Origin of the sequence: Dickeya oryzae (assembly GCF_009372235.1) — a bacterium.
GTDB lineage: Bacteria > Pseudomonadota > Gammaproteobacteria > Enterobacterales > Enterobacteriaceae > Dickeya > Dickeya oryzae.
Window position 1 is genome coordinate 61,840 of the sequence record NZ_SULL01000021.1, and the last position, 24,200, is coordinate 86,039.

At 57.7% G+C, this 24,200-nt stretch carries 21 protein-coding genes; all 21 read left to right on the forward strand.

Annotated features, from left to right (window positions below):
• Positions 1–376: 376 nt before the first annotated feature.
• The 21 genes from phnF to FAZ14_RS19605 all read left to right on the forward strand — a co-directional run bounded on the left by phnF (position 377) and on the right by FAZ14_RS19605 (position 24,191).
• Positions 377–1,096 carry a phosphonate metabolism transcriptional regulator PhnF gene (phnF, locus tag FAZ14_RS19505; protein ID WP_153509049.1) on the forward strand — a complete coding sequence of 240 codons (720 nt, stop codon included), beginning with the start codon at positions 377–379 and terminating at the stop codon, positions 1,094–1,096.
• Positions 1,097–1,546, forward strand: coding sequence for a phosphonate C-P lyase system protein PhnG (gene phnG / locus FAZ14_RS19510; RefSeq protein WP_153509050.1), 450 nt, complete (start codon positions 1,097–1,099; stop codon positions 1,544–1,546). It begins immediately after the preceding gene.
• On the forward strand, positions 1,543–2,118 hold the full coding sequence (phnH, locus tag FAZ14_RS19515) for a phosphonate C-P lyase system protein PhnH (RefSeq protein WP_153509051.1): 576 nt from the start codon (positions 1,543–1,545) through the stop codon (positions 2,116–2,118). The genes phnG and phnH overlap by 4 nt, the downstream gene beginning before the upstream one ends.
• The gene (locus tag FAZ14_RS19520) at positions 2,118–3,209 is read left to right on the forward strand and encodes a carbon-phosphorus lyase complex subunit (RefSeq protein ID WP_153509052.1); all 1,092 of its coding nucleotides are present in this window, start codon (positions 2,118–2,120) and stop codon (positions 3,207–3,209) included. The genes phnH and FAZ14_RS19520 overlap by 1 nt, the downstream gene beginning before the upstream one ends.
• The gene (locus FAZ14_RS19525) at positions 3,187–4,041 is read left to right on the forward strand and encodes an alpha-D-ribose 1-methylphosphonate 5-phosphate C-P-lyase PhnJ (RefSeq protein ID WP_012885254.1); all 855 of its coding nucleotides are present in this window, start codon (positions 3,187–3,189) and stop codon (positions 4,039–4,041) included. The genes FAZ14_RS19520 and FAZ14_RS19525 overlap by 23 nt, the downstream gene beginning before the upstream one ends.
• Positions 4,028–4,843, forward strand: a complete 816-nt coding sequence (gene phnK, locus FAZ14_RS19530; protein WP_019846295.1) for a phosphonate C-P lyase system protein PhnK — start codon at positions 4,028–4,030, stop codon at positions 4,841–4,843. The genes FAZ14_RS19525 and phnK overlap by 14 nt, the downstream gene beginning before the upstream one ends.
• 24 nt (positions 4,844–4,867) lie before the next feature.
• Positions 4,868–5,590, forward strand: coding sequence for a phosphonate C-P lyase system protein PhnL (phnL, locus tag FAZ14_RS19535; RefSeq protein WP_153509053.1), 723 nt, complete (start codon positions 4,868–4,870; stop codon positions 5,588–5,590).
• The gene (gene phnM, locus FAZ14_RS19540) at positions 5,587–6,774 is read left to right on the forward strand and encodes an alpha-D-ribose 1-methylphosphonate 5-triphosphate diphosphatase (protein WP_194287085.1); all 1,188 of its coding nucleotides are present in this window, start codon (positions 5,587–5,589) and stop codon (positions 6,772–6,774) included. Before phnL ends, phnM begins: the two co-directional genes overlap by 4 nt.
• A complete protein-coding gene (phnN, locus tag FAZ14_RS19545; protein ID WP_029456628.1) occupies positions 6,774–7,340 on the forward strand; it encodes a ribose 1,5-bisphosphokinase in 567 nt (188 codons plus the stop codon). Before phnM ends, phnN begins: the two co-directional genes overlap by 1 nt.
• Positions 7,341–7,775: 435 nt before the next feature.
• On the forward strand, positions 7,776–8,525 hold the full coding sequence (gene phnP / locus FAZ14_RS19550; protein WP_153509054.1) for a phosphonate metabolism protein PhnP: 750 nt from the start codon (positions 7,776–7,778) through the stop codon (positions 8,523–8,525).
• Positions 8,526–8,793: 268 nt separating this feature from the next.
• Positions 8,794–9,690, forward strand: a complete 897-nt coding sequence (gene phnC, locus FAZ14_RS19555; protein ID WP_153509055.1) for a phosphonate ABC transporter ATP-binding protein — start codon at positions 8,794–8,796, stop codon at positions 9,688–9,690.
• Positions 9,691–9,752: 62 nt separating this feature from the next.
• The gene (gene phnD, locus FAZ14_RS19560) at positions 9,753–10,685 is read left to right on the forward strand and encodes a phosphonate ABC transporter substrate-binding protein (protein WP_038926103.1); all 933 of its coding nucleotides are present in this window, start codon (positions 9,753–9,755) and stop codon (positions 10,683–10,685) included.
• Positions 10,686–10,847: 162 nt separating this feature from the next.
• On the forward strand, positions 10,848–11,714 hold the full coding sequence (phnE, locus tag FAZ14_RS19565; RefSeq protein ID WP_012885246.1) for a phosphonate ABC transporter, permease protein PhnE: 867 nt from the start codon (positions 10,848–10,850) through the stop codon (positions 11,712–11,714).
• Entirely contained in the window at positions 11,711–12,607 is an 897-nt protein-coding gene (gene phnE / locus FAZ14_RS19570; RefSeq protein ID WP_080646402.1) for a phosphonate ABC transporter, permease protein PhnE, read from the forward strand. The genes phnE (FAZ14_RS19565) and phnE (FAZ14_RS19570) overlap by 4 nt, the downstream gene beginning before the upstream one ends.
• Positions 12,608–13,004: 397 nt before the next feature.
• A complete protein-coding gene (locus FAZ14_RS19575) occupies positions 13,005–14,399 on the forward strand; it encodes a diaminobutyrate--2-oxoglutarate transaminase (RefSeq protein ID WP_153509056.1) in 1,395 nt (464 codons plus the stop codon).
• Between the two features lie 166 nt (positions 14,400–14,565).
• Positions 14,566–16,680, forward strand: coding sequence for a TonB-dependent receptor (locus FAZ14_RS19580; protein ID WP_153509057.1), 2,115 nt, complete (start codon positions 14,566–14,568; stop codon positions 16,678–16,680).
• Positions 16,681–16,907: 227 nt separating this feature from the next.
• Positions 16,908–18,800 (forward strand): IucA/IucC family protein, encoded by a 1,893-nt coding sequence (locus FAZ14_RS19585; protein ID WP_153509058.1) that lies wholly within the window; start codon positions 16,908–16,910, stop codon positions 18,798–18,800.
• Positions 18,793–20,046: a type III PLP-dependent enzyme gene (locus FAZ14_RS19590; RefSeq protein WP_153509059.1), complete on the forward strand. Its 1,254-nt coding sequence runs from the start codon at positions 18,793–18,795 to the stop codon at positions 20,044–20,046. The genes FAZ14_RS19585 and FAZ14_RS19590 overlap by 8 nt, the downstream gene beginning before the upstream one ends.
• A complete protein-coding gene (locus tag FAZ14_RS19595) occupies positions 20,036–21,484 on the forward strand; it encodes a DHA2 family efflux MFS transporter permease subunit (RefSeq protein ID WP_153509060.1) in 1,449 nt (482 codons plus the stop codon). The genes FAZ14_RS19590 and FAZ14_RS19595 overlap by 11 nt, the downstream gene beginning before the upstream one ends.
• 80 nt (positions 21,485–21,564) lie before the next feature.
• On the forward strand, positions 21,565–23,421 hold the full coding sequence (locus tag FAZ14_RS19600; protein WP_153509061.1) for an IucA/IucC family protein: 1,857 nt from the start codon (positions 21,565–21,567) through the stop codon (positions 23,419–23,421).
• Positions 23,415–24,191: an HpcH/HpaI aldolase family protein gene (locus FAZ14_RS19605; protein ID WP_153509062.1), complete on the forward strand. Its 777-nt coding sequence runs from the start codon at positions 23,415–23,417 to the stop codon at positions 24,189–24,191. The genes FAZ14_RS19600 and FAZ14_RS19605 overlap by 7 nt, the downstream gene beginning before the upstream one ends.
• Positions 24,192–24,200: the final 9 nt, after the last annotated feature.

A 24,200-nucleotide genomic window follows, 5' to 3' on the forward strand; every position in this document is an offset into this window, starting at 1 on the left:
CCCCGACATAAGACGAATCCAGTGTAGATATAACTGTCCCAACATCTGTTTTTGGTAAAAAGCCGCCCATCACCCCAGGCATAGCCCTGAGCCACAAAGTAGCTCAAATCTGAGCCAATACACATAAGATGTTCTTCGCCCACTACCTGCCTATCTATTAAATCAACCCACCTCACCACCTGTCCTTTTTCCTTCACTATTTCGTCATCCACGCTTCGCCAGCCTGTCACACAGTGTTGTCAACATAATCCCCAATTTCCCTGACTAAGACGTCAACTCTGTCGATAGCTGGCTGCATTCCGGCTCGGTATCGGGGTTAAGCAAAATCCGTGTGCCAGTTGGGATGCGGAGTTGAACCTGCGAGCAGGAGTTTTTTATGGACAGGTTATCTAGACATCCTACCACTGTGTATCAGGCCATCGCCGCCCGGCTGGAAGAAGAGCTGCGCACGGTGTATCGCTGCGGTGACTATCTGCCGTCCGAACAGCAACTGGCGGCACGTTATGACGTCAATCGCCATACGCTGCGTCGGGCGGTGGATGAACTGGTCAATAAAGGGCTGGTTCAGCGTCGGCGTGGCATCGGCATTCTGGTGCTGATGCGTCCTTATGATTACCCGTTACACGCGCAAACACGTTTTAGCCAGAACCTGCTGGAGCAGGGCAGTCATCCCACCAGCGAACGGTTGCTGGCGGTGTTGCGACCGGCTAATGCATCCGTGGCGGCGGCGCTGGGGCGGGAAGAGGGCGATGAGGTGATTCACCTGCGAACCCTGCGCCGGGTTAACGGCGTACCGGTATCACTGATCGATCACTACCTGCCGAATCTCGACTGGTGGCCCGTGCTACAGCGTTTCACCAGCGGTTCACTGCACGAGTTTCTGGCGCGTGAGCTACAGCAGTCACTCACCCGCCGTCAAACCCGCATCAGCGCCCGGGCATCACAGGCGAAAGAGGCGCAACTGCTGGAAGTGGCGCCGCAAACCCCGTTGATGTGTATCCGCACGCTCAATACCTGTAACGGCAGCGACCGGGTGGCGGAGTATTCCGTCAGTCTGGCACGCGCTGACATGATCGAATTGACCATGGAGCACTGAATGACAACCCAAAACCCACGGCAGCGCTGGCTGTCGGTACTGGCGCACAGCGATGTGGAGCAACTGCAGCAGCACTGGTTGTCGCTGGCATTGCAGCCGTCCTGGCAGTTGCTACGCGCACCCGAAATCGGTTTAACCCGCTTGCAGGCGCGCATGGGCGCAACCGGCAATCGCTTCGTGCTGGGCGATGTCACCGTCACGCGGGCGGTGGTCCGGCTGGATGACGGTACCTGTGGCTACAGCTATGTGATGGGGCGTAATAAACCCCATGCCGAACTCTGCGCATTGATTGATGGCTTGCTGCAACAGCAAGGTACCCAAAGCGCGCTTTACCAACAACTGATCGTGCCGCTGGCGGCGACCCATGACGAGTTGCGTCAGCAACGTGCACGGGAAATTGCCAGCAGCAAGGTCGATTTCTTTACGCTGGTGCGGGGAGATAACGCATGACGTTACTGGCAGGTTTTTCCCATCCGTGGCGCGATGCGCAGTACGCCTTTCGCCGCATATTAAAAGCGATGAGCGAACCGGGCGTGGTGGTATCGCTGGATCATGACAACGGTTGGGACGGTTTATCGTCTTCCGCTACCGCCGTGGTCTTGACGCTGATGGACCGTGAAACACCGCTCTGGCTGGATCCCGCGTTATCGCAAGAGGTGCTGTTGTCTAACCTGCGGTTTCACACCGGGGTGAAACTGGTCGAGCGTGAGGCTGCTGCCTTCGCCCTGCTGCCGGTTAGCCGGGAACTGTCACTGGCGGGGTTTGCGGCCGGTGATGAAATGGCACCAGAAAACAGCACGACGCTGGTGCTGGAAGTGCCGGCGCTGGGTGGCGGTCGGGCATTACGCCTGAGCGGGCCGGGTATTGCCGAAGCGCGGATGATCGCGCCGCAGTTACCCGCCAGTGTGCTGGATTACCTCGAACAGCGCCCGCATGCGTTCCCCGCCGGGCTGGACTTTCTGTTTACCTGCGGCAACGCGCTGATGGCGTTGCCGCGTACCACGCATGTGGAGGTGTGCTGATGTATGTCGCGGTGAAAGGGGGCGAGAAAGCCATTGAGGCCGCCCATCAGTTACAGGCGAACTTGCGGCGTGGTGATACCCGACAGGCCGAAGTGCAGACCGGGCAGATTGAACAGCAACTGGGGCTGGCGGTAGACCGGGTGATGACCGAAGGCGGCATTTACGACCGGGAGCTGGCGGCGCTGGCCATCAAACAGGCGAGCGGTGATCTGGTCGAGGCAATTTTTTTACTGCGCGCTTATCGCACCACGCTGCCCCGGCTGGCGGATAGCCTGCCGCTGGATACCGGGCGGATGCAACTGGAGCGGCGTATCTCGGCGGTCTACAAGGACCTGCCCGGCGGACAGGTGCTCGGCCCGACGTATGACTATACCCACCGGTTGCTGGATTTCGCCTTGCTGGCAGAAGGTGAAACACCGCGCGCGCCCAAGGCTGAGGAACCGCTGGCGGAACACTGCCCGCATATGTTCGACATGATGACGGCGGAAGGGCTGGCGGCAGTCGAGGAGGATGATGGCAGCGAGCCGCTGGATATCACGCGCGATCCACCGACGTATCCGATGCCGCGCAGTGCCCGCTTGCAGCAACTGGCGCGCGGCGATGAAGGCTTCCTGCTGGCGTTGGGGTATTCCACCCAGCGTGGTTATGGCCGCAACCATCCGTTTGCCGGTGAGATTCGTACCGGTTACGTCACGGTGGAGATAGCGCCAGAAGAGTTGGGGTTTGCGCTGGAAATTGGCGACATCCTGTTGACCGAATGCGAAATGGTCAACGGTTTTACGGTGCCGGAAGAGGAACCACCGCATTTTACCCGTGGTTACGGGCTGGTGTTTGGTCGTGCGGAACGCAAAGCGATGGCGATGGCATTGGTGGACCGGGCGCTACAGGCTCCTGCCTATCAGGAACCGGTTAGCGGCCCGGCGCAGGACGAAGAGTTTGTGTTGTCGCACGCCGACAACGTAGAAGCCGCGGGTTTCGTTTCTCACCTCAAATTACCGCATTACGTCGACTTTCAGGCCGAGCTGGCGCTGCTGCGTCAGTTACGCCAGCCACCGCAGGAGGAGCGCGATGAACACGCTGAGCGGGTATAACCCCGGTTATCTGGACGAACAGAGTAAACGCACGATTCGGCGCGCCATTCTTAAAGCGGTGGCGATCCCCGGTTATCAGGTACCGTTTGGTGGCCGGGAGATGCCCATGCCCTACGGTTGGGGCACCGGTGGCATCCAGCTCACCGCCAGCCTGATTGGCGATGACGATGTATTAAAAGTCATTGACCAGGGCGCGGACGATACCACCAACGCGGTGTCAATTCGCCGCTTCTTTCAGCGGGTCAGTGAAGCGGCGACCACCGAGCGTACCGTCGAAGCGACGCTGATTCAAACCCGTCACCGTATTCCTGAAACACCGCTGCGTGAAGATCAGATCCTGATTTATCAGGTGCCGATTCCAGAACCGCTGCGCTTTATCGAACCGCGTGAAACGGAAACGCGCAAAATGCACGCGCTGGAGGAGTACGGCATCATGCAGGTGAAACTGTATGAAGATATCGCCCGCTTCGGGCATATCGCCACCACCTACGCGTACCCGGTGAAAGTGAACGGTCGCTACATTATGGACCCGTCACCCATTCCTAAATTCGACAACCCGAAAATGCATCAGATGCCAGCGCTGCAACTGTTTGGAGCCGGGCGTGAAAAGCGGATTTACGCGCTGCCGCCTTATACCAACGTGGAAAGCCTCGACTTTGATGATCACCCGTTCAGCGTTCAACGCTGGGATCAACCCTGTGCGCTGTGCGGATCGCACGACAGTTATCTCGATGAAGTGGTGATGGACGATCAGGGCACCCGGCTGTACGTCTGTTCCGATACCGATTATTGCCGTGAACGTCAGGAGGCGGGGCACCATGAATCACATTGATCACGCGGCGGTAGAGCAGGCGGGCCGGCTCATCGTGGAAACCGGTGATGACGCGCCGTTGTTGCAGGTGCGCAATCTGACCCACCTGTACGCCCCCGGTAAAGGGTTTAGTGAGGTGTCGTTCGATCTCTATCCCGGTGAGGTGCTGGGCATTGTCGGTGAGTCCGGTTCCGGTAAAACCACGCTGTTACGGGCGATTTCCGCCCGGCTGACACCGCAGGCCGGGCAGATTGATTATCAGGGCCGTTCGCTATACGCCATGAGCGAAAGCGACCGCCGCCGACTGTTACGCACCGAGTGGGGGGTGGTACACCAGCACCCGATGGACGGGCTGCGGCCCCGCGTGTCAGCGGGCGGCAACATCGGCGAACGTCTGATGGCAGTCGGCGCTCGCCACTACGGCGATATTCGCCGTCAGGCCGGGCAGTGGCTACAGGACGTGGAAATCCCGCTGTCACGGCTGGATGACCTGCCCACCACCTTTTCCGGTGGGATGCAACAACGGTTGCAAATCGCCCGCAATCTGGTGACCCATCCGAAGCTGGTGTTTATGGATGAACCGACCGGCGGGTTGGATGTCTCGGTACAGGCACGGTTGCTGGATTTGCTGCGCACGCTGGTACGCGACCTGGGGCTGGCGGTGGTGATTGTGACCCATGACCTCGGTGTGGCGCGTCTGCTGGCGCATCGGCTGTTGGTGATGCGTGAGGGCAAGGTCGTGGAAAGCGGCCTGACCGACCGGGTGCTGGATGATCCACATCATCCTTATACCCAGTTACTGGTGTCGTCGGTGTTGGGATAAGCGCAACTGGCGATGAGGTGAACTATGACAACCGAAGGCACATCCATGACCATTCTGCGCGTGGAAAATTTGAGTAAAACCTTTGTTCTGCATAACCAGCATGCCGCCCGGCTGCCGGTGTTACATCAGGCCAGCCTGACAGTATCGGCCGGGGAGTGTGTGGTGTTGCACGGGCACTCCGGCAGTGGCAAGTCCACGCTGTTGCGCTCTTTATACGCCAACTACCAGCCGGATAGCGGGCAGGTGTGGGTACGCCATCGTGATACGTGGGTGGACCTGGTGACGGCCCCGGCCCGGCAGATACTGGCGGTACGACGCGACACCATCGGCTGGGTCAGCCAGTTCCTGCGGGTGATCCCCCGTATTTCGACGCTGGAGGTGGTCATGCAGCCGCTGCTGGAACGCGGTGAAAACCGTGCCGTGTGTGAAGCACGCGCCAGCGCACTGCTGACCCGTCTTAACGTCCCGCGCCGGTTATGGACGCTGGCCCCCGCCACCTTTTCCGGTGGTGAGCAGCAGCGGGTCAACATCGCCCGTGGTTTTATCGCCGACTATCCCGTGTTGTTGCTCGATGAACCGACCGCCTCGCTGGATGCCGCCAACCGCGACGCGGTGGTGGGGTTAATAGAAGAAGCGCGAGCGCGTGGCGCCGCCGTGGTCGGTATTTTCCACGATGCAGAGGTGCGTGCCCGCGTGGCGGACCGCCTGCACCACATGGCACCCGTCACGCAGGAGCTTACGGCATGAGTGCGACTATTCGGATAACCAATACAGTCCAGATCACCAATACAACCCAGATAATCAATAATGTCCAACTGGTGTTGGCAAACGAGGTGGTCAGCGGATCGCTGGCCTGGCGTGATGGCATAATTGAAGACTTTTCTTCTACGCCCAGCCAACTGCCGCAGGCGCTGGACGGCGAGGGCGGCTGGCTGTTGCCGGGATTAGTCGAGCTGCACACCGACAATCTGGACAAGTTTTTTATGCCGCGCCCGAAAGTCGACTGGCCAGCGCATTCGGCGATGAGCAGCCACGATGCGCTGATTGTCTCCAGCGGAATTACCACGGTGCTGGATGCGGTGGCGGTGGGTGATGTGCGCGATGGCGGCCACCGGCTCGACAACCTGCGGCGCATGATTGATGCCGTGGTACATAGCCAGCAGCAGGGGGTAAACCGGGCGCAACATCTGCTGCATCTGCGCTGTGAATTACCGCACGACACCACCCTGCCGCTGTTTGAAGCGCTGATGGATATCCCGGAAGTGGCGCTGGTGTCGCTGATGGACCACTCGCCGGGGCAACGGCAGTTTGCGACACCGGAAAAATACCGCGAGTACTATCAGGGGAAATACCGGCTGAACAATGCCGAGATGGATGCGTTTGAAACCGAGCAGCGCATGCTGTCTGAACGCTGGTCAACGCCAAACCGACTGGCGATTGCCGCTCACTGCCGTAAGCGTGGTATTGCGCTCGCCAGTCACGATGACGCCACCGAAGCCCATGTGCATGAATCGCTGGCGCTGGGTAGCGTGATTGCCGAGTTTCCTACTACGGAAATCGCGGCGCAGGCCTCGCACACCCGCGGCATGAAAGTGCTGATGGGGGCACCCAATATCGTGCGTGGCGGTTCTCACTCCGGCAATGTGGCGGCGTCTCATCTGGCGGAGCTGGGGCTGCTGGATATTCTGTCATCCGACTATTATCCCGCCAGTTTGCTGGATGCAGCGTTTCGCCTCGCTGACGATGAGCGCAATAGCTTTACCTTGCCGCAGACGGTGGCGATGGTCAGCGACAATCCGGCGCAGGCGGTCGGGCTCGTCGACCGGGGACGGATAGCCGAGGGACGGCGTGCCGATCTGGTGCTGGCGCACCATACCCACGGGCAGGTACGAATCCGCCATGTCTGGGCTCAGGGACGGCAGGTGTTCTGATGGCACGGCTCATCTGGCTGACCGGGGCGTCCGGCTCCGGCAAAGACACGCTGCTGGATGCCCTGCGGCAGACCGAGCCAGTGCGCCTGCTGGTGGCGCATCGGTATATCACCCGCCCGGCGCAGGCGGGGGGAGAGAACCACATTGCGCTGAGCGAGGCGGAGTTTGCCTATCGGCGTGATCACAACCTGTTCGCGTTGCACTGGCAGGCACACCAGTATCAGTACGGTATCGGCATTGAAGTCGATCACTGGTTATCCGCCGGGCTGGATGTGGTGGTCAACGGCTCCCGGTTTCACCACCAGCAAGCACAGCAGCGTTATGGCAGCCGGTTATTACCGGTGTGTTTGCAGGTGTCTGCGGCGGTGCTGGCACAGCGGTTACGTCAGCGTGGGCGGGAAGACGACGCGCAGATAGCGCTGCGGCTGCAACGGGCTGATGCGATGGATATCCTCCCGGCGACGTGCCGACGGCTGAACAACGACGGACCAATGGCGCAGACGCTACAGGCGTTCCACACCCTGCTGGCGGCTGAAAAATCAGATTTCTGGCAAATATCCCTTTGAGCTTGAGTGTGTGGTTTTTTCCGGCGTCCAAAACTGTGCTGAGGTGAGCGACTTCGCCGGGTGAGCGGCATATATGCCGCGAAAGCCTGTGCCGCGCCGGACAAAAACGTCGGGAACGTTTTTGAACAGCGTTTACGCTGGCCCGAAGGGCGAGCCCCAAGGATGGGGCGAGTAACCGCGTCACAGGCGGCCCGAATAGCGAAGTCGAGCGCCGAAGGGACCGCGTTAGCGGCATAGTTTAGCCACCAGCCAGAGGTCAAGGAGAGGCGGCGTTGAGCCTCTCCTTGTCGGGCGTGCGATGAAGTTGCAAGGGACCATCGTGGTTATCACGCACGAAACATTTCATTGTGCTGATATCTATTCGCCAGTAACAAAACAACACGGCTGTTTGTCAACAGCCATTAAAAATGGACGTGATGTTATGGAGCTGATGCTATGGAACTAATGTTTATGGGCACCGGTGACGCACAGCAGGTGCCGTTGACCGGTTGTCAGTGTATCGCCTGCGAACGGGCGCGTCGGGACCCCCGTTTTCGGCGTGGGCCAAGCAGCCTGATGATTCGGTGTGATGGCGAGGTGACCTTGCTGGATGCGGGCGTGACGCAACTGGAGCAGCGCTTTGGCGTGAATGAAATCCGCCGTATTTTGCTGACGCATTACCACGTCGACCATGTTCAGGGGCTGTTTTCGTTGCGTTGGGGTATCGGCGATCGGATCCCGGTATTCGGCCCACCGGATGAGCAAGGCTGCGATGATTTGTATAAACATCCGCGACGGCTGGATTTTCAACCGGCGATGACGCCGTTTCAGACGGTGGCGATGGGCGCGTTACGGGTGACGGCACTGCCGCTGAATCATTCCAAACCCACCTTTGGTTATCTGCTGGAAACCGGTCGCCATGCCGTGGCGTACTTAACCGACACCTGTGGCCTGCCGGATGACACCCTGGCGTTTTTGCGTGGTAAGCGGCTTGAGCATATGGTGATGGACTGCACCCAGCCGCCGCGCGACACGCCACCGCGCAATCACAGTGATCTGAACACTGTATTGCAGGTGCGTGAGTGGTTACGCCCGGAACACACCTGGCTGACCCACCTCAGTCATGAAACCGACGCCTGGCTGATGCAAAACACCCTGCCGGAGGGCGTACAGGCCGCTGCCGATGGGGCGTGGATTATCGTGTAAGCTGTTATCGGGTAATTTATTGTTTTGTAGATAAATTGTTTCGCTTTCAATGTGCCGTGGTGGTTTGGTGACGCAGCTTGCCTGATGGTGTTTGGGTGTGCATAGCGGTAGGCGTTGGTGAGCGGAGATATTGGCTTACCAACGCGCGCGTTGCTGTCGTTGTTCTGTAATGTTCATTTTCTAATCACAAAGCTGTCATCAAGTCTTCATCTGCACTGCGCTTAATAGCGTCCATAGTGTTGACTAACCGTAAACGATGACGAAAACCATGGCACAGGCACTGTTAGCATCCGAAAGCGCGATTGAACTGCGCGCTTATCAACCCCAGACGCAATCACAGTCTCCCATACTGTCAGTCCGGCAGCTGTGCAAAGCCTATTCCGGGCAGCAGAAACGGGTGCTGGAGAACCTCAATTTTGACCTGCACGCCGGTGAAATGGTGGCGGTGATTGGTCGTTCTGGTGCCGGTAAATCGACCCTATTACACGTGATGAACGGCACGGTCCCGGCCAGCGAAGGGCAAATCCTGCGCTATACACAATCGCAGGTTGACACACAGTCGCAGGCCGCCACACAGCCGCAGGTCGACCTGCACGGCGAGACGCAGGATGTGCTGCAATTCAGTCGCCGTCAGATGCGCCAGTGGCGCAGCGAATGCGGCATGATCTTTCAGGATTTCTGTCTGGTGCCGCGACTGGATGTGCTGACCAACGTACTGCTGGGTCGCCTGAGCCAAACCTCAACCCTGAAATCATTCTTCAAGCTGTTTTCCGACGAAGATCGTGCCCATGCCATTGGGCTGCTGCAATGGATGAACCTGTTGCCGCATGCGTTGCAACGGGCGGAAAACCTGTCTGGCGGCCAGATGCAGCGTGTCGCCATCTGCCGCGCATTGATGCAGAACCCTAAAATCCTGCTGGCCGACGAGCCGGTCGCCTCCCTAGACCCGAAAAACACCCGCCGCATCATGGACGTGTTGCGACAGGTGAGTGACAACGGCATCACCGTGGTCGTCAACCTGCACTCGGTCGAGCTGGTGAAAGAATATTGCACCCGGGCCATTGGCATCGCACAAGGGCGCATTGTGTTTGACGGTTCGCCGTCAGCATTGACCGATGGGTTGTTGCGTACCTTGTATGGCGACGACCTGCAACCGGTTCACTAATTCCCTGTTTAACATCGCATTACTACACATCACCTTGGCATAACGACAAAATAGGCAAACCGATGAAAAAAACTTTTACGTTGACCACGTTGCTGGCCGGTGCGGTAGTGTCCGCCAGCGTATTCGCCGCGGAAACACCGAAAACCCTGAACCTGGGCATTTTGGGTGGGCAGAACGCCACCCAGCAAATCGGCGATAACCAGTGCGTCAAACAGTTTCTGGATAAAGAGCTGAACGTGGACACGCAAATGCGTAACTCGTCTGATTACGCCGGTGTCATCCAGGGGCTGTTGGGTAAGAAGATTGATCTGGTGCTGAGCATGTCGCCCTCATCGTATGCGTCTGTGTACATCAAAGATCCGAACGCGGTGGATATCGTCGGTATCGTGGTGGATGACGCTGACCAGTCGCGTGGTTACCACTCGGTGGTCGTCGTCAAAGCTGACAGCCCTTATCAGAAGCTGGAAGACCTGAAAGGCAAAGCGTTTGGTTTCGCCGACCCGGATTCCACCTCCGGCTACCTGATTCCTAATCAGGCGTTTAAACAGCAGTTCGGCGGTAATGCGGATAACAAGTACAACAACTTTTTCTCCAGCGTGACCTTCTCCGGCGGCCACGAGCAGGACATCCTCGGTGTGCTGAACGGCCAGTTTGATGGCGCGGTGACCTGGGCATCAATGATCGGTGACTACAACACCGGTTATACCAGCGGCGCGTTTGGCCGTCTGATCCGTATGGACCATCCGGATCTGATGAAGCAGATTCGTATTATTTGGCAATCGCCGTTGATCCCGAACGGTCCTGTTCTGGTGAGTAACGCCTTGCCTGCGCCTTTTAAAGCCAGGTTGATCGCCGCGGTGAATAAGCTGGATAAAGAAGACCACGAGTGCTTTATCAAAGCGGTCGGTGGCAAACAGCATATCGGTCCGGCCAGCGTGGATGACTACAAAACCATTATCGAGATGAAACGCGAGCTGACTAAAGGCAACCGTTAAGCACGGCTAGCGGTATTGCGCCGGGCTATCGCTCCCGGCGCGTCCCTGAATCCGCGGTGCATCATGGCGCGATATTGAGGACGGTAACACAGGCAGGATGCCTTTCTCGCTTTATGGCGACGCCGACCCGCTCATCTGTTTTCCACCATCCAGACTAAACGCATGCTGAACCCTGATTTTGAACGCTACTACCAGCGCATACGTACGCAGCAAAAGCGCGAGTCACTGACATGGGCGCTGGTGCTGGCCGTGCTGTATATCGGCGCGGGCAAATTGTCCGAATTTAATCTGAACACCCTGTGGACGTCGTTCCCCCATTTTTTTGACTACCTGTCGGAAACGATGCCGGTATTGCACTGGCATCTGCTATTGGCGGATGGTCATACCGAAGGGTCACTGGCTTACTGGGGATACCGCCTGCCTATCCAGTTACCGCTGATTTGGGAAACGCTCAACCTGGCGCTGGCGGCCACGTTATTTTCGGTGGCGGCATCGGTGGTGCTGGGCTTTCTGGCTGCCGGGAATACCCAGAGCCCGCCAGGGGTGCGTTTTACTATCCGGGCGTTGGTGGCGTTTTTGCGCACCATGCCGGAACTGGCGTGGGCGGTGATGTTTGTGATGGCCTTTGGTATCGGCGTCATCCCCGGTTTTCTGGCGCTGGCGTTACACACCATTGGTAGCCTGACCAAGCTGTTTTATGAAGCGATCGAAACCGCCTCGGAACGACCGGTACGCGGGCTGGCTGCCTGTGGTGCCAGCGTATTACAGCGCATGCGCTTCGGGTTGTGGCCGCAGGTCAAACCGATTGTGCTCTCCTACAGCTTTATGCGGCTGGAGATCAACTTCCGCCAGTCCACCATTCTTGGGCTGGTGGGGGCCGGGGGCATCGGTCAGGAACTGATGACCAATATCAAACTGGACCGCTACGACCAGGTCAGCATCACCATGCTGCTGATTATTGTGGTGGTTTCAATGCTGGATGCGCTGTCTGGATGGTTGCGACAGCGGGTAGTGGAGGGCAGCAAATGAACATGACCTCGCTGGCGTCGACGGATATCGCCGCTATCAAACAGAAACATCCCGAGCTGTTCAGCCAGCAGCGCCGTTATCTGTGGCGTGTCGGGCTGACGGGGGCCGCTGTACTGCTTTACTACGTGGTGTTTCTGGTGTTTTTCGGCATCAGTATCGAGCAGTGGGTGCGCGGCTTCGGTGAATTAGGGCGCTATTTTATGCGCATGTTCGTGTGGCACGACTTTGCCAACTGGCCGTTTGGCTACTACCTGTCACAGATATTTATCACCATCGCGATTGTGTTCGCCGGTACGCTGACGGCCACATTGGTGGCGTTACCCCTGTCATTTCTGGCGGCCCGTAACGTGATGCACGCGCCGATCTTGCGACCGGTGGCGTTGCTGGTGCGTCGTTTGCTGGATGTGTTACGCGGCATCGACATGGCGATATGGGGGCTTATTTTTGTGCGGGCGGTGGGCATGGGGCCGCTCTCCGGCGCGCTGGCTATTTTGATGCAGGATGCCGGTTTGCTCGGCAAGCTGTACGCCGAAGGGCATGAAGCGGTAGAACGTTCGCCGAGCCGTGGGTTGAGTGCGGTGGGGGCTAATAGCCTGCAAAAACACCGCTTCGGCATTTTCACCCAATCGTTCCCCACCTTTCTGGCGCTCAGCCTCTACCAAATGGAGTCGAACGTGCGCTCCGCCGCCGTGCTGGGGTTTGTCGGCGCGGGCGGTATCGGGCTGGTGTATGCCGAAAACATGCGGCTATGGAACTGGGATGTGGTGATGTTCATCACCCTGATTCTGGTGGTGGTGGTGATGCTGATGGATGTGTTATCCGCCCATTTGCGCCAGCGTTATATCATCGGCAAACCGTTGCCGTTGTTTGAGCCGGAATCGTCGTCACACTAATTCATCGCCACACTTATTATCGTCACACTCATCATCAGTCATACTGAGCTGACGGACTTATCTGTTTGTTATAATGCCGGTTTTCTATAGGGGAACCGGCATTTTTATTATCCCATTCGATTATTCACCTTGCGGGATATCGCAACGATAGACCTGAATACTACTCAGTCGATTACTGTGATATTCATCACAAAAATGAGTTCATGTCCGGCCTGCTCGCCTCGTGTATTTTGCCCCTATCTTGCCGCAAAAAACCCTCTTGCCACCTGCGATTAGTGAGCATTCTTTCAATGTTTGTAAGGATTTGGTTATGAAGACTGTCATTTAAATAACACTTGAGTATCACTATTCTTAATGATAATTATTGTCATTATCAATATCACGGAGGGTGAGGGCGATGTCAGAGACACAGTGGGCGGTAATGGATGCGGCGGTGATGGAGAGTGGGCAGAGAACCAATGCCGATTATCTGGAGCGTCAAAGACGGTTTGAATCCAATGTGCGCAGTTATCCGCGCAAATTACCGCTGGTCATCCAGCAAGCACAGGGTGTGTGGGTGACGGATGTGGACGGCAACCGGTATCTGGATTGTCTGGCAGGGGCGGGGACGCTGGCGCTAGGACATAACCACCCGGAGGTTGTCGCCAGTATTCAGGCATTTCTGGCATCGGGCTTGCCGATGCACACGCTGGATCTCACCACGCCGCTAAAAGATGCCTTCTGCGAAACCTTGCTGGCGCTGTTGCCGGGCGGTGAAAGCCAGTACTGCCTGCAATTTTGCGGCCCCTCGGGGGCAGATGCGGTTGAAGCGGCGCTGAAGCTGGCGAAAACCTATACCGGTCGGGGCGGCATTATCAGCTTCTCCGGCGGTTATCACGGCATGACGCACGGTGCCCTGGCCGTGACCGGCAATATCGGCCCGAAAGAGGCCGTACAGAATCTCATGCCCGGGGTTCAATTCCTGCCGTATCCCCATGAATACCGCTGCCCGTTGGGGATTGGCGGTGACGCGGGTGTTGAGGCACTCAGTCGCTATTTCACCGGGTTTATCGATGATGTCGAGCGCGGTATGTCACTGCCGGCGGCGGTTATCGTTGAAGCGGTGCAGGGTGAGGGAGGTGTTAACCCGGCGCCGGTACGCTGGCTGCAAACGCTGCGCGAGGTGACGCGCCGTCACGGCATCCTGCTGATCGTAGATGAAGTACAGGCCGGGTTTGCCCGCACCGGCAGTATGTTCGCCTTTGAACAGGCGGGTATTGAGCCGGATATCGTCGTGATGTCGAAAGCGGTGGGCGGTGGTTTACCGATGGCGGTGCTGGGCATTCGACGCGAGTTTGACGTCTGGAAACCGGGTACTCACACCGGCACTTTCCGGGGCAACCAGATGGCGATGGCGACCGGGAAAACCACCATTGATATTTTGCTGCGCGACAAACTGGCGGCGCAGGCGGCGGCGCGCGGTGAATGGCTCAAGCAGCAGTTCATGCAGATGCAGCCACGCTTCCCTTGTCTGGGACAGGTGCGTGGCCGTGGCCTGATGCTGGGCATCGAAATTGTTGATGAGCGTCAGCCCGTGCAGGCCGGTGGTTGCTACCCGCTGGATGCCGACCTGGCCGCCGCTATCCAACAGCACTGTTTCCGGCAGGGGCTGTTGCTGGAGCGGGGAGGCCGACAGGGTAATGTGGTCAGGTTGCTGCCACCCCTGATTATTACCGAAGAACAGTGTCGCAGCGTTGTGGCACGTTTTGAGCAGGCGTTAACTGACGCGGTGGCGCAAATCCGCCATCGGTAATTCGGCGTGAATAGCCCGTCATGATCCCAAAAGCAAAATAATAAAAGCTGATTGCTGGCGGCGTTATTACGGGCATCACCTTGGGCTGAGCAGATTATTTAATGATATGTGCTGGTGGGAACATCAGCGTTTTATTGACTGGGAAAATAATAATGAGGTTGCAGGAATGAAGGTTCGGGCATTATATGCGTTGACGCCATTATTTTTATTTACACAGGCTGACGCGGCAGATAGTACAAATAAAAATGACAGTGAAATGGTGGTCACGGCGTCCCGAACGGATACCGAAAAAAAAGAGTCGCCTCAGGTTGTAACCATTATTACTAAAGAACAGATTGAACAGCAGCGACAAATTACCAGTGATTCTTCCCAGATATTAAGTAATTTATTACCGGCAATGGCACCGAGCCGCCAGAAAATGAGCGGTAGCGGTGAAACATTCCGTGGTCGCGCGCCGTTGATCATGGTCGACGGCATTCCGCAGTCGAACCCGTTACGCCCCACCGGGCGTGAAATGCACACCATTGATTTCTCGATGGTAGACCACATCGAAGTGATTCACGGTGCCAGTGCCAGCAATGGTATCGGTGCGACCGGTGGCGTTATCAATATTATCACTCGCCGCCCGGAGCCGGGCTCGTTTAACCAGCACTTCAGCGTGGAAACCACCTCGCCGACGAAAGTCAGCTCAGACACCATGAGCTACAAAACCACTTACGGGTTCAGTGGCCGCGAAGAGTATCTGGATTATCTGTTCTCCGTCAGTTATGAAGATCAGGGGCTGTTTCTGGACGGAAAAGATCGCCCGATTGGGGTGGATAATACCCAGGGCGACCTGATGGATTCGCGCGCCTATGACGTGATAGCGAAGGTCGGCTACTGGCTGGATGATGACCAGCGAGTCCAGTTCAGCCTCAACCGTTATCAAATAAAAGGCAAGATGAACTATCTGGGCATTGCCGGTGACCGCGATAAAGGTATCCCAGCCACGTCCATATCCGGGCGTCCGGTCGGCGATGCGCCGATGAACAGCGTCTGGACTACCAGCGCTACCTACGATAATTACAATCTGGCGGGCATGAAACTGAACTCGCTGGTGTATTACCAGAATTACGAGTCGTTGTTCGGCGCAGATAACTCCGCCTCTTTCCAGGATGTCCGCATTGCGCCGCGGAATAAGCTCTATGACCAGTCACGGGTGACCTCCAGCCGTTACGGTAGCAAAGTGGCGCTGACCAAAGACGATATCTGGGATGACTACCTGAAAGCGACCGTGGGCTTCGATACCCTGTTTGATACCGGCAAGCAGGATTTCTGGCTGACCAAGCGCATCTATGCACCGCAGATGAAATACACCGATCTGTCGCCGTTTATGCAGTGGGATATTCAGCCGGTCGACTCACTGAAAATTACCACCGGGGTGCGCTATGAGTACGCCCGACTGGACATCGACAGTTTCCGGACGGTGGCGGCCAGTACCGCCAAAGCGCCGAATAACAGCGTGGATGTACAGGGCGGTCGGCTGAGTTTCAACAAGACGCTGTATAACGTGGGCGCAGTATGGACCACGCCGTATCAGCCGTTAAGTCTGTTTGCCAACTATTCACAAGGCTTTGGTATTCCTGACGTGGGCCGCCGCTTGCGCGACATTAAAATCCCTAATAAGTCGGTCAACATGTTGCTGCTGGAACCGATTGTCACGGATAACGTGGAAACCGGCTTCCGTATCCAGAAAGACCCGGTGGAGTTTGAACTGAGTTACTATCGCTCGACATCCAAGCTGGGCGAACGCGTAGTGGATGTCAACGGCACCTTCCAGAGCCAGCGTCAGAAAACCCGTATCGACGGTATCGAAACCTCATTGGGTTACAAAGTGAATGACGATCACCGCCTGAAAGTCGGTTATTCCCATATTCAGGGGTGGTTCGACAGCGATGGCAACGGCAGCCTGGACAGCAAGCTGGACGGCTTAAATATTCCGCCGGATCGCCTGACCGCCAGCTGGTCTGCCAACTGGACGCCGCAGTGGTCTTCCTTTATTCAGGCCAATTACGCCTTCGACAGAATTATGGATAACCGTCAGAAGGACTTTAACGGTTATTTACTGGTGGATGCCGCCGTCGGTTATAAATTGCCGAAAGGCAGAATTAATCTGGCGGTCTCTAATTTGTTTGATAAGGAGTACATCACGTATTACTCGCAAAGCGCGATTGAGAACTCCCTGCGTTATTTCTCCGGTCGGGGAAGAACCGTGACGTTAGGCTATAGCGTTGACTTTTAATTCATGTCCCGCCGAAAGGCGGGGCATTATTCAGTTATATATACCCTAAATAATTCGAGTTGCAGGAAGACGGCAAGAGAGTGAATCCCGATGAGCTTACACAGGTAAGTGATTCGGGTGAATGAACGCAGCCAACACATCTGCAACTTGAATTATGACGGGTATATTCAGGATAGTTAACCGTCGCCACGACATCACCGGCCGATTGTTATTCTTATGGAGCAGAGATGAACAACCTTAATCATGATGCCTTGTCCAGAATGATAAGCGAAAAAGCAGCCCTGCATGGGTTACTGAATTGTCTTATCAAAGAGTTCGCCATACCGGAAGGGTATGTGCGATATGAATGGCCAGACGAAATGAAAGGGATCCCGCCGGGGGCCTATTTTGATGGTGCGGACTGGAAAGGTATTCCGATGGTGCTCGGTTTACCCGACTCACTGCAATTATTTGTCATGGTGGACCGCCGTGATACGTTCGGCAGTCAGCACTATCTGTCTGATGTCTATCTGCGCCAGTCACAAGGCGACTGGCACTGCCCCGATTTTGAACGTGTGATTGCCCGCATACTGGCAGCCTGCGAACACATTGCCGGGAGAAAAAACCCGGAATTGTACGAGCAGATTCTGCAGAGCAGGCAATTGGTCGGTGCGATTGTCAGCCACAACCAGCGCCAGCAAACAGACGCACCGCTACAGCACTACCTGCACAGCGAGCAAGGGTTGTGGTTCGGCCACCCCAGCCACCCTGCGCCCAAGGCACGCCTGTGGCCTGCACATCTCGGCCAGGAGCAGTGGGCACCGGAATTTCAGGCCAGGGCGGCGTTGCATCAGTTCGAGGTGCCAACAGAAGGCTTACACATTGGTGCCAACGGCCTGACGCCGCAACAGGTGCTGGAGGGGTTTGCTGATCAAGGCCCAGCGGCACCGGGGCGCGCCATCATCTGTATGCATCCGGTGCAGGCACAACTGTTTATGCAGGACGCCCGCGTACAGCAGTTACTGCAAGACGAGGTGATCCGCGATCTGGGGCAAAGCGGGCGTGTCGCCAGCCCGACCGCGTCTATCCGCACCTGGTTTATCGAAGACCATGATTACTTTATCAAAGGCTCGCTGAACGTGCGCATCACCAACTGTGTGCGTAAAAACGCCTGGTACGAGCTGGAAAGCACGGTGCTGATCGACCGGCTGTTCCGCCAGTTACTGGCGCAGCAGGCCGATACGCTGGGTGGTCTGACGGCGGCGGCCGAACCGGGTGTGGTGAGCTGGAGCCCGGTTGGTGTCAGCGAATCGGACCAATACTGGTTTCGCGAGCAAACCGGCGGCATTCTGCGTGAGAACTTCTGTCGCCGTACCGGTGCGCAGCACAGCATCATGGCCGGTACGCTGTTTGCCCGTGGCGTCGATTTACAGCCGATGATTCATACTTTCCTGCGCACACACTACGGTGCGGCGCTGGATGACAACACGTTGTTGTACTGGTTTGACGACTATCAGACGCGGTTACTGCGACCGGTATTGTCACTGTTCTTCAATCACGGTGTGGTGATGGAACCGCATCTGCAAAATAGCGTGCTGGTGCATCAACAAGGGCGACCACATCAGGTGTTGCTGCGCGATTTCGAAGGGGTGAAGCTGACCGACGATCGCGGTATCCACGCGATTCCTGACGATATACACCCACGCGTGCGCCAGTCGTTGCTGTATTCCCGCGAGCAGGGTTGGAACCGCATCATGTACTGCCTGTTCATCAACCACCTGTCAGAAGCCATTCTGGCGTTGAGTCATGGTCGTGCCCATCTGGCACCGCTGATGTGGCAACGGGTCCGACAGCAACTGCGTGCCATTCAGGCGGAACTGCGCCAACCGGCACCGGAGCTGGAAGCGTTGATCGCTGGTGCGCCGGTGGCATGTAAAACCAACCTCAAGGTGCGGCTGGCAGCCGAGGCCGATCGTCAGGCCAGCTACGTCCAGTTGCCGTCCCCCTGGGGCGAGACTGCGCACCCGAGTAAGGTGGCAGGCTACGGCGAAGCGTGGCATACGGCGGGGCAGCATAACTCAAGGCGGCATGATTCGCTCGCGCAGAGTGAGGTACAGCAGCATGAGGTGCAGCATGGGTAAGCTGCCACAGCCTGTTCGCCAGTTGATCGTTCGCCTGCAACAGCAGCACCGCGATCCGCTGGCCGCGTTTGTCTATGACCTGGCGGCATTGCGTCAACACGTCAGCGAGGTGATGGCGGCGTTGCCACCCGGTGTCGAACTCTATTACGCCATCAAGGCCAACAGCGAAAAACCGATTCTGGATGCCATCGCACCGCTGGTTCATGGGTTTGAGATTTCCTCCGGCGGGGAAATCGACCGTGTGGCCGGATGCGCCACCGCGAAACCGTTTGTGTTCTCCGGGCCGGGCAAGCTGGATTCTGATTTTGACCTGGCGCTGGAACACGGGGTGGAGGCGGTCCATGTGGAAAGCCGTCATGAGATAGCTCGCCTGCAACAGCGAGCGCAACAACACGGCGTGGTTCAGCCGGTGTTCATCCGTATCAACCCGGAACTGGCGTCGTCGCTGACCAGCAAACTGGCGATGGCCGGTACGCCGACACCGTTCGGCATAGATGAGGCAGACCTGCCGGATGCGGTGCGTGACGTGGATAACGCCAGCCACCTGCAACTTAAAGGGTTCCACGTGCATGCCATGTCGCACCAGATGAGTGTGGAGCGGCATCAGCAATTGCTGGATCTGTACCTGACGCGCTGGCCGCAGTGGAAAGCGTTGTCTGCCTATCCACAACAGATTACCCACCTCAATGTCGGGGGTGGTATTGGCGTGCCGTACCTGACGCCGGAGCGTTTCGACTGGTCAACATTGTGTGACTACCTGCGTGTGCGGCTGGCGCAACAGCCGGATGTACCGGTGGTTCGCTTTGAGCCGGGGCGGTTTATCAGCGCGTATTGTGGCTATTACGCCATCGAAGTGTTGGATAAGAAACGCAGCCACGGTAAGCATTTTCTGGTGTGTCGCGGCGGTACGCATCAGTTCCGCCTGCCGGTGGCGCAAGGGCATGACCACCCCATCATCCATCTGCCGTTAGCACCCGCGCAGCCAGCAGGGGAAACGCGCGACTGGACAGTCGTCGGCCAGCTCTGTACGCCGAAAGATGTACTCAGCCGTGACCAGCGCCTGACCGACGTGAATATCGGTGACCTGCTGGTGCTGCCGCTGGCCGGGGCCTATGGCTACAACATTTCGCATGCCGATTTTCTGTGTCACCCCCGTCCTGCGCAGTATTTCATCACCGACGCCGGGGTTATCACGGCGGACGGGTCGAGCGTAGACATAACCGGAGCGGTGGACCGTGTCGACTAGTGCTGTTCCACGCTGGCTGGTGGTGGTGAATGTGCTGCTCGGTACGACAACTGTCAGCCTGAATAACAGCTCGCTGAACCCGGCATTGCCCGCGTTCATCGAGGTGTTTCACATTGGGCCGCTGCTCGCTACCTGGATCGTGGCGGCGTTCATGGTCAGCATGGGCATGACGATGCCGTTGACCGGCTATCTCGGGCACCGGTTGGGTAACAAACCACTCTATCTGCTGGGGGTAGCGCTGTTTATCAGCGGCTCGGTGCTGGGGATGCTGGCGGATTCCATCTCGCTGGTGATAGCCGCTCGCACGGTGCAGGGCATCGCCAGTGGGCTGATGATCCCGCTGTCGCTGACGCTGATTTTTTCGGTATACCCCAAACAGGAGCGTGGCGGTATTACCGGTATCTGGGGCGCTATCGTGATGCTGGCTCCGGCGCTGGGGCCGCTGTGCGGCGGCATCCTGCTGACGTGGTTTAGCTGGCGCTCACTGTTTGCCATGAATATTCCCATCGGTGCACTGGCGCTATTGATGGGGCTGGTGGTGTTGCCGAAAACCACGCCCGGTGAGCGCAAGCCGTTTGATATGACCGGCTATCTGTTGGTGTCCGCCGGTATTGGTTTGCTGATGGTAGCCGCCGGGCGATTACATCATGCGGCGGCGCTGGCGAATCCACTCAACCTGCTGATGCTGCTGGTGGCAGCGGCCTGTCTGGCGGCCTTTGTTCGCGTCGAACTGCGTAAACGCGAGCCGCTGCTGAACCTGCGTATTTTTCAACTGCACGGCTATCGACTGAGTGTGGTGATTGCGGTGGTGCAATCGGTCGGGATGTTCGAATGCCTGGTGTTATTACCAATGCTGGTCCAAATGGTGATGGGCTACAGCGCCATCTGGACCGGGCTGGCGCTGCTGTGCACTGCGCTGTTCGCCAGCCTGTTCGGTAAGCTCGGCGGCAACCTGCTCGACCGCCACGGCCCGGCGCGGGTTGTGGGTACCGGGGTACTGCTGACCGCGCTGGCGACCATCGGGCTAGGCATGGCAGGCGCGCAGTCATCCATTGGTGTGGTGTTTGGCTGGATGATACTGCGCGGCATCGGGCTGGGGTTGTCCTACATGCCGGTGACCACCGCCGGGTTGAATGTACTGCCGGAAACGCTGGTCACCCAGGGAGCGGCGATGAACAACATTTCACGGCGTCTGGTGTCATCGCTGGCGATCGTGGTGGCGTCGCTGTACCTCGAATTTCGGCTGGCGGGCAGCGGGCTGGCACAGGAGGCTGCGCGTGCCGCCGCCATCAGCGAGACCTTTATGGCGACCGGCATACTGATCGTGCTGGCGCTGCCCTGTGCCTTGCGTTTCCCCTCGGGCAGTGATGAGACAGCGGCCAACGCGCTGTTGGCTGGGGCTTCACCACCTCACACCGGTACTCGTGAGATGCGCTGAGGCACACAGGTATTGGGTTGACGACTGCCACGCTATTTTGACTGGCAACGTTATTTTTACTGACAAGGTTAAGAGACTGTATGGAAACATTATCCCCCGTCGTATTGCAGGGTATCGCTTGTGACTGGCTGTTGCAGATGGATGCGCAGCGTTATCAGCTGGTAGAACAGCGCGTGGTCGGGCAACTGTTACAGACGTTGCTGTACGAAGAGGTGTTGCCTTATCACTGCACGGACATGGGCGAGGGTAACAGCCAGTTTGTGATAACCGGCCGTGATGCGCAGCAACAAGCGGTGGAATACCGCTGTAATGGATTATTGAGCGACAGCTTTGCGCTGATTCGTCTGGATTACGCCAGTGTGCAGCGCGTTGATGCCAGCGGCAATGCGCAGTCACCCAACCTGCACCTGATGCTGGAAGAACTGCTGGGTGAGCAGGAGAACAACCCGTTTTTGACGCGTTTTGTGCAGGAGTTGGAGCAGACGCAACTGAAGGATTTGCAGTCGCGCGCACAGAATTACCACCCCGGCAAGCCAGCGCATCAGCTCAGTTTCGATGAGCTGGAGCGCCACTTCATGGATGCACACAGCTACCACCCCTGCTACAAGTCGCGCATCGGTTTTAGCCTGCAGGATAACGCGCAGTGGGGGCCGGAGTTCGGCCAGCCTTTCGCCATCGTCTGGCTGGCGTTGTCGAAACAACGCGCCTCAGCCAACCAGTCGACCCGGCTGAATCTGGATGACTTCCTGATTGCTGAGTTTGGTGAAACGCGCTGGCAGGCGTTTAGCGAGCAACTGGCGCGTCAGGGGCGTAAGGCGCAGGACTATCAATTGATACCGGTGCATCCGTGGCAGTGGAAGAACGTGATTGCGCCGGTGTTTTACCCGGAGTTGGTCAGCGGCGAGCTGATTTACCTCGGTGATTCTGACGACCGCTGGCAGGCGCAACAGTCGATTCGCACGCTGGCGAACGTCACCGAAAAAACACGGCCATACGTCAAGCTGGCGATGAGTATGACCAACACCTCCAGCACCCGTATTCTGGCACGGCATACGGTGATGAACGGGCCTATCATCACCGACTGGTTGCAACAGCTGATCGATACCGACCAGACTGCCCGCAACCTGAAGTTTGTGATCCTAGGCGAGGTCGCCGGGGTGAGCTTTGACACCCAGAATTTACCCGCCACCCGCATGGCGCAAGCCTATGGCGTGATGGGGGCTATCTGGCGTGAAAGCATCCATCAGTATCTGCAACCGGGTGAACAGGCGGTACCGTTTAACGGCTTAAGCCATGTCGAACACCGCTACGACGGCGGCGAGCAGGCCCCGTTTATCGACGCCTGGATTCGCCAATACGGGCTGGAAGCCTGGACTCGCCAACTGCTGGACGTGACGGTTTCCCCCATCATTCACATGTTGTACGCCGAAGGCATCGGCATGGAGTCGCACGGCCAGAATATTGTGCTGGTGGTGCGTGATGGCTGGCCGCAGCGCATCGCACTGAAAGATTTCCACGACGGGGTGCGCTATTCGCCGGACCATCTGGCACGCCCGGCGATGCGCCCGGATCTGGTGCCGTTACCGGCCAGCCACGCCAAAATCAACCGTAACTCCTTCATCCTGACCGATGACGTTGAGGCGGTGCGTGATTTCACCTGCGATTCGTTCTTCTTTATTTGTCTGGCGGAAATGGCGGTATTCCTGCGTCAGCATTATCAACTGCCGGAAGCACATTTCTGGCAAATGACGGCGGAGGTGGTGTTGGGTTATCAGGCCGCACACCCACAGCACCGTGCGCGTTATGCGCTGTTTGACGTGTTTGCACCGACCTACGAGGTAGAAGAACTGACGAAACGCCGGTTACTGGGCGACGGTGAACGCCGCTTTAAATCGGTGCCGAATCCCCTGCATCCGTTCAGGCCGTCGTCATGCTAAGAACCAACCATCTCAAGCGCAAGCTGGCGGCCGGTACGCCGGTCTATGGGTTAATCGCCTCGATTCCCTCGCCGGTATCGGTGGAGTTGATCGCCGAAGCCGGGTTCGATTTCGTGATTATCGATACCGAACACGTGCTGATTAACCCGGAAACGGTGGAAAACATGATCCGGGTGGCGGAGAGCTATGCGCTCACGCCGCTGGTACGGGTGGCCGACGCCAACCCTAAAACCATGCTGCGGCTGCTGGATGGTGGCGCGCAGGGCATTGTGCTGCCGATGGTAGAGCAGGCTGAGCAGGTGCAGGCGGCGGTACGCGCCTGCTATTACCACCCGCAAGGCGAGCGCAGTCTCAACAGTGGCCGCCCCGGTGCTTTCGGTAAGCACAGTCTGGCGGAATACGTCACGCTGGCGAACCGGGAAATCCTGCTGGTGGCGATGATCGAAAGCGCCGAGGGTGTGCGTCAGGCGAAGGCGATCGCCGCAGTCGAGGAGCTGGACATGATACTGGAGGGCGCGGCGGATCTCTCCCAATCGCTGGGTATGCCGTGGCAGACCGCGGCCGCACCGGTGCAGGCCGCGCTGGCCGAGGTGCGTCTTGCCGCCGAGGCGCACGGGGTGTGCTATTGCGCCATCCCCCGCCAGCCTGACGATCATGCTCGCTGGCGTGAGCAAGGTGTGCGCGCATTTGTTTTGGGCGACGAGCGCGGCATCGCGTTTCGCGCGTTACAGGCCAGATTGGCCGCAACGATTTCAGCAGAAGGACAGTAATCCAATGGA

Excerpts from the sequence above, each read along its gene's own strand:
- phnF (WP_153509049.1), top strand. The coding sequence starts at position 377 with ATGGACAGGTTATCTAGACATCCTACCACTGTGTATCAGGCCATCGCC.
- phnG (WP_153509050.1), top strand. The coding sequence starts at position 1,097 with ATGACAACCCAAAACCCACGGCAGCGCTGGCTGTCGGTACTGGCGCAC.
- phnH (WP_153509051.1), top strand. The coding sequence starts at position 1,543 with ATGACGTTACTGGCAGGTTTTTCCCATCCGTGGCGCGATGCGCAGTAC.
- FAZ14_RS19520 (WP_153509052.1), top strand. The coding sequence starts at position 2,118 with ATGTATGTCGCGGTGAAAGGGGGCGAGAAAGCCATTGAGGCCGCCCAT.
- FAZ14_RS19525 (WP_012885254.1), top strand. The coding sequence starts at position 3,187 with ATGAACACGCTGAGCGGGTATAACCCCGGTTATCTGGACGAACAGAGT.
- phnK (WP_019846295.1), top strand. The coding sequence starts at position 4,028 with ATGAATCACATTGATCACGCGGCGGTAGAGCAGGCGGGCCGGCTCATC.
- phnL (WP_153509053.1), top strand. The coding sequence starts at position 4,868 with ATGACAACCGAAGGCACATCCATGACCATTCTGCGCGTGGAAAATTTG.
- phnM (WP_194287085.1), top strand. The coding sequence starts at position 5,587 with ATGAGTGCGACTATTCGGATAACCAATACAGTCCAGATCACCAATACA.
- phnN (WP_029456628.1), top strand. The coding sequence starts at position 6,774 with ATGGCACGGCTCATCTGGCTGACCGGGGCGTCCGGCTCCGGCAAAGAC.
- phnP (WP_153509054.1), top strand. The coding sequence starts at position 7,776 with ATGGAACTAATGTTTATGGGCACCGGTGACGCACAGCAGGTGCCGTTG.
- phnC (WP_153509055.1), top strand. The coding sequence starts at position 8,794 with ATGGCACAGGCACTGTTAGCATCCGAAAGCGCGATTGAACTGCGCGCT.
- phnD (WP_038926103.1), top strand. The coding sequence starts at position 9,753 with ATGAAAAAAACTTTTACGTTGACCACGTTGCTGGCCGGTGCGGTAGTG.
- phnE (WP_012885246.1), top strand. The coding sequence starts at position 10,848 with ATGCTGAACCCTGATTTTGAACGCTACTACCAGCGCATACGTACGCAG.
- phnE (WP_080646402.1), top strand. The coding sequence starts at position 11,711 with ATGAACATGACCTCGCTGGCGTCGACGGATATCGCCGCTATCAAACAG.
- FAZ14_RS19575 (WP_153509056.1), top strand. The coding sequence starts at position 13,005 with ATGTCAGAGACACAGTGGGCGGTAATGGATGCGGCGGTGATGGAGAGT.
- FAZ14_RS19580 (WP_153509057.1), top strand. The coding sequence starts at position 14,566 with ATGAAGGTTCGGGCATTATATGCGTTGACGCCATTATTTTTATTTACA.
- FAZ14_RS19585 (WP_153509058.1), top strand. The coding sequence starts at position 16,908 with ATGAACAACCTTAATCATGATGCCTTGTCCAGAATGATAAGCGAAAAA.
- FAZ14_RS19590 (WP_153509059.1), top strand. The coding sequence starts at position 18,793 with ATGGGTAAGCTGCCACAGCCTGTTCGCCAGTTGATCGTTCGCCTGCAA.
- FAZ14_RS19600 (WP_153509061.1), top strand. The coding sequence starts at position 21,565 with ATGGAAACATTATCCCCCGTCGTATTGCAGGGTATCGCTTGTGACTGG.
- FAZ14_RS19605 (WP_153509062.1), top strand. The coding sequence starts at position 23,415 with ATGCTAAGAACCAACCATCTCAAGCGCAAGCTGGCGGCCGGTACGCCG.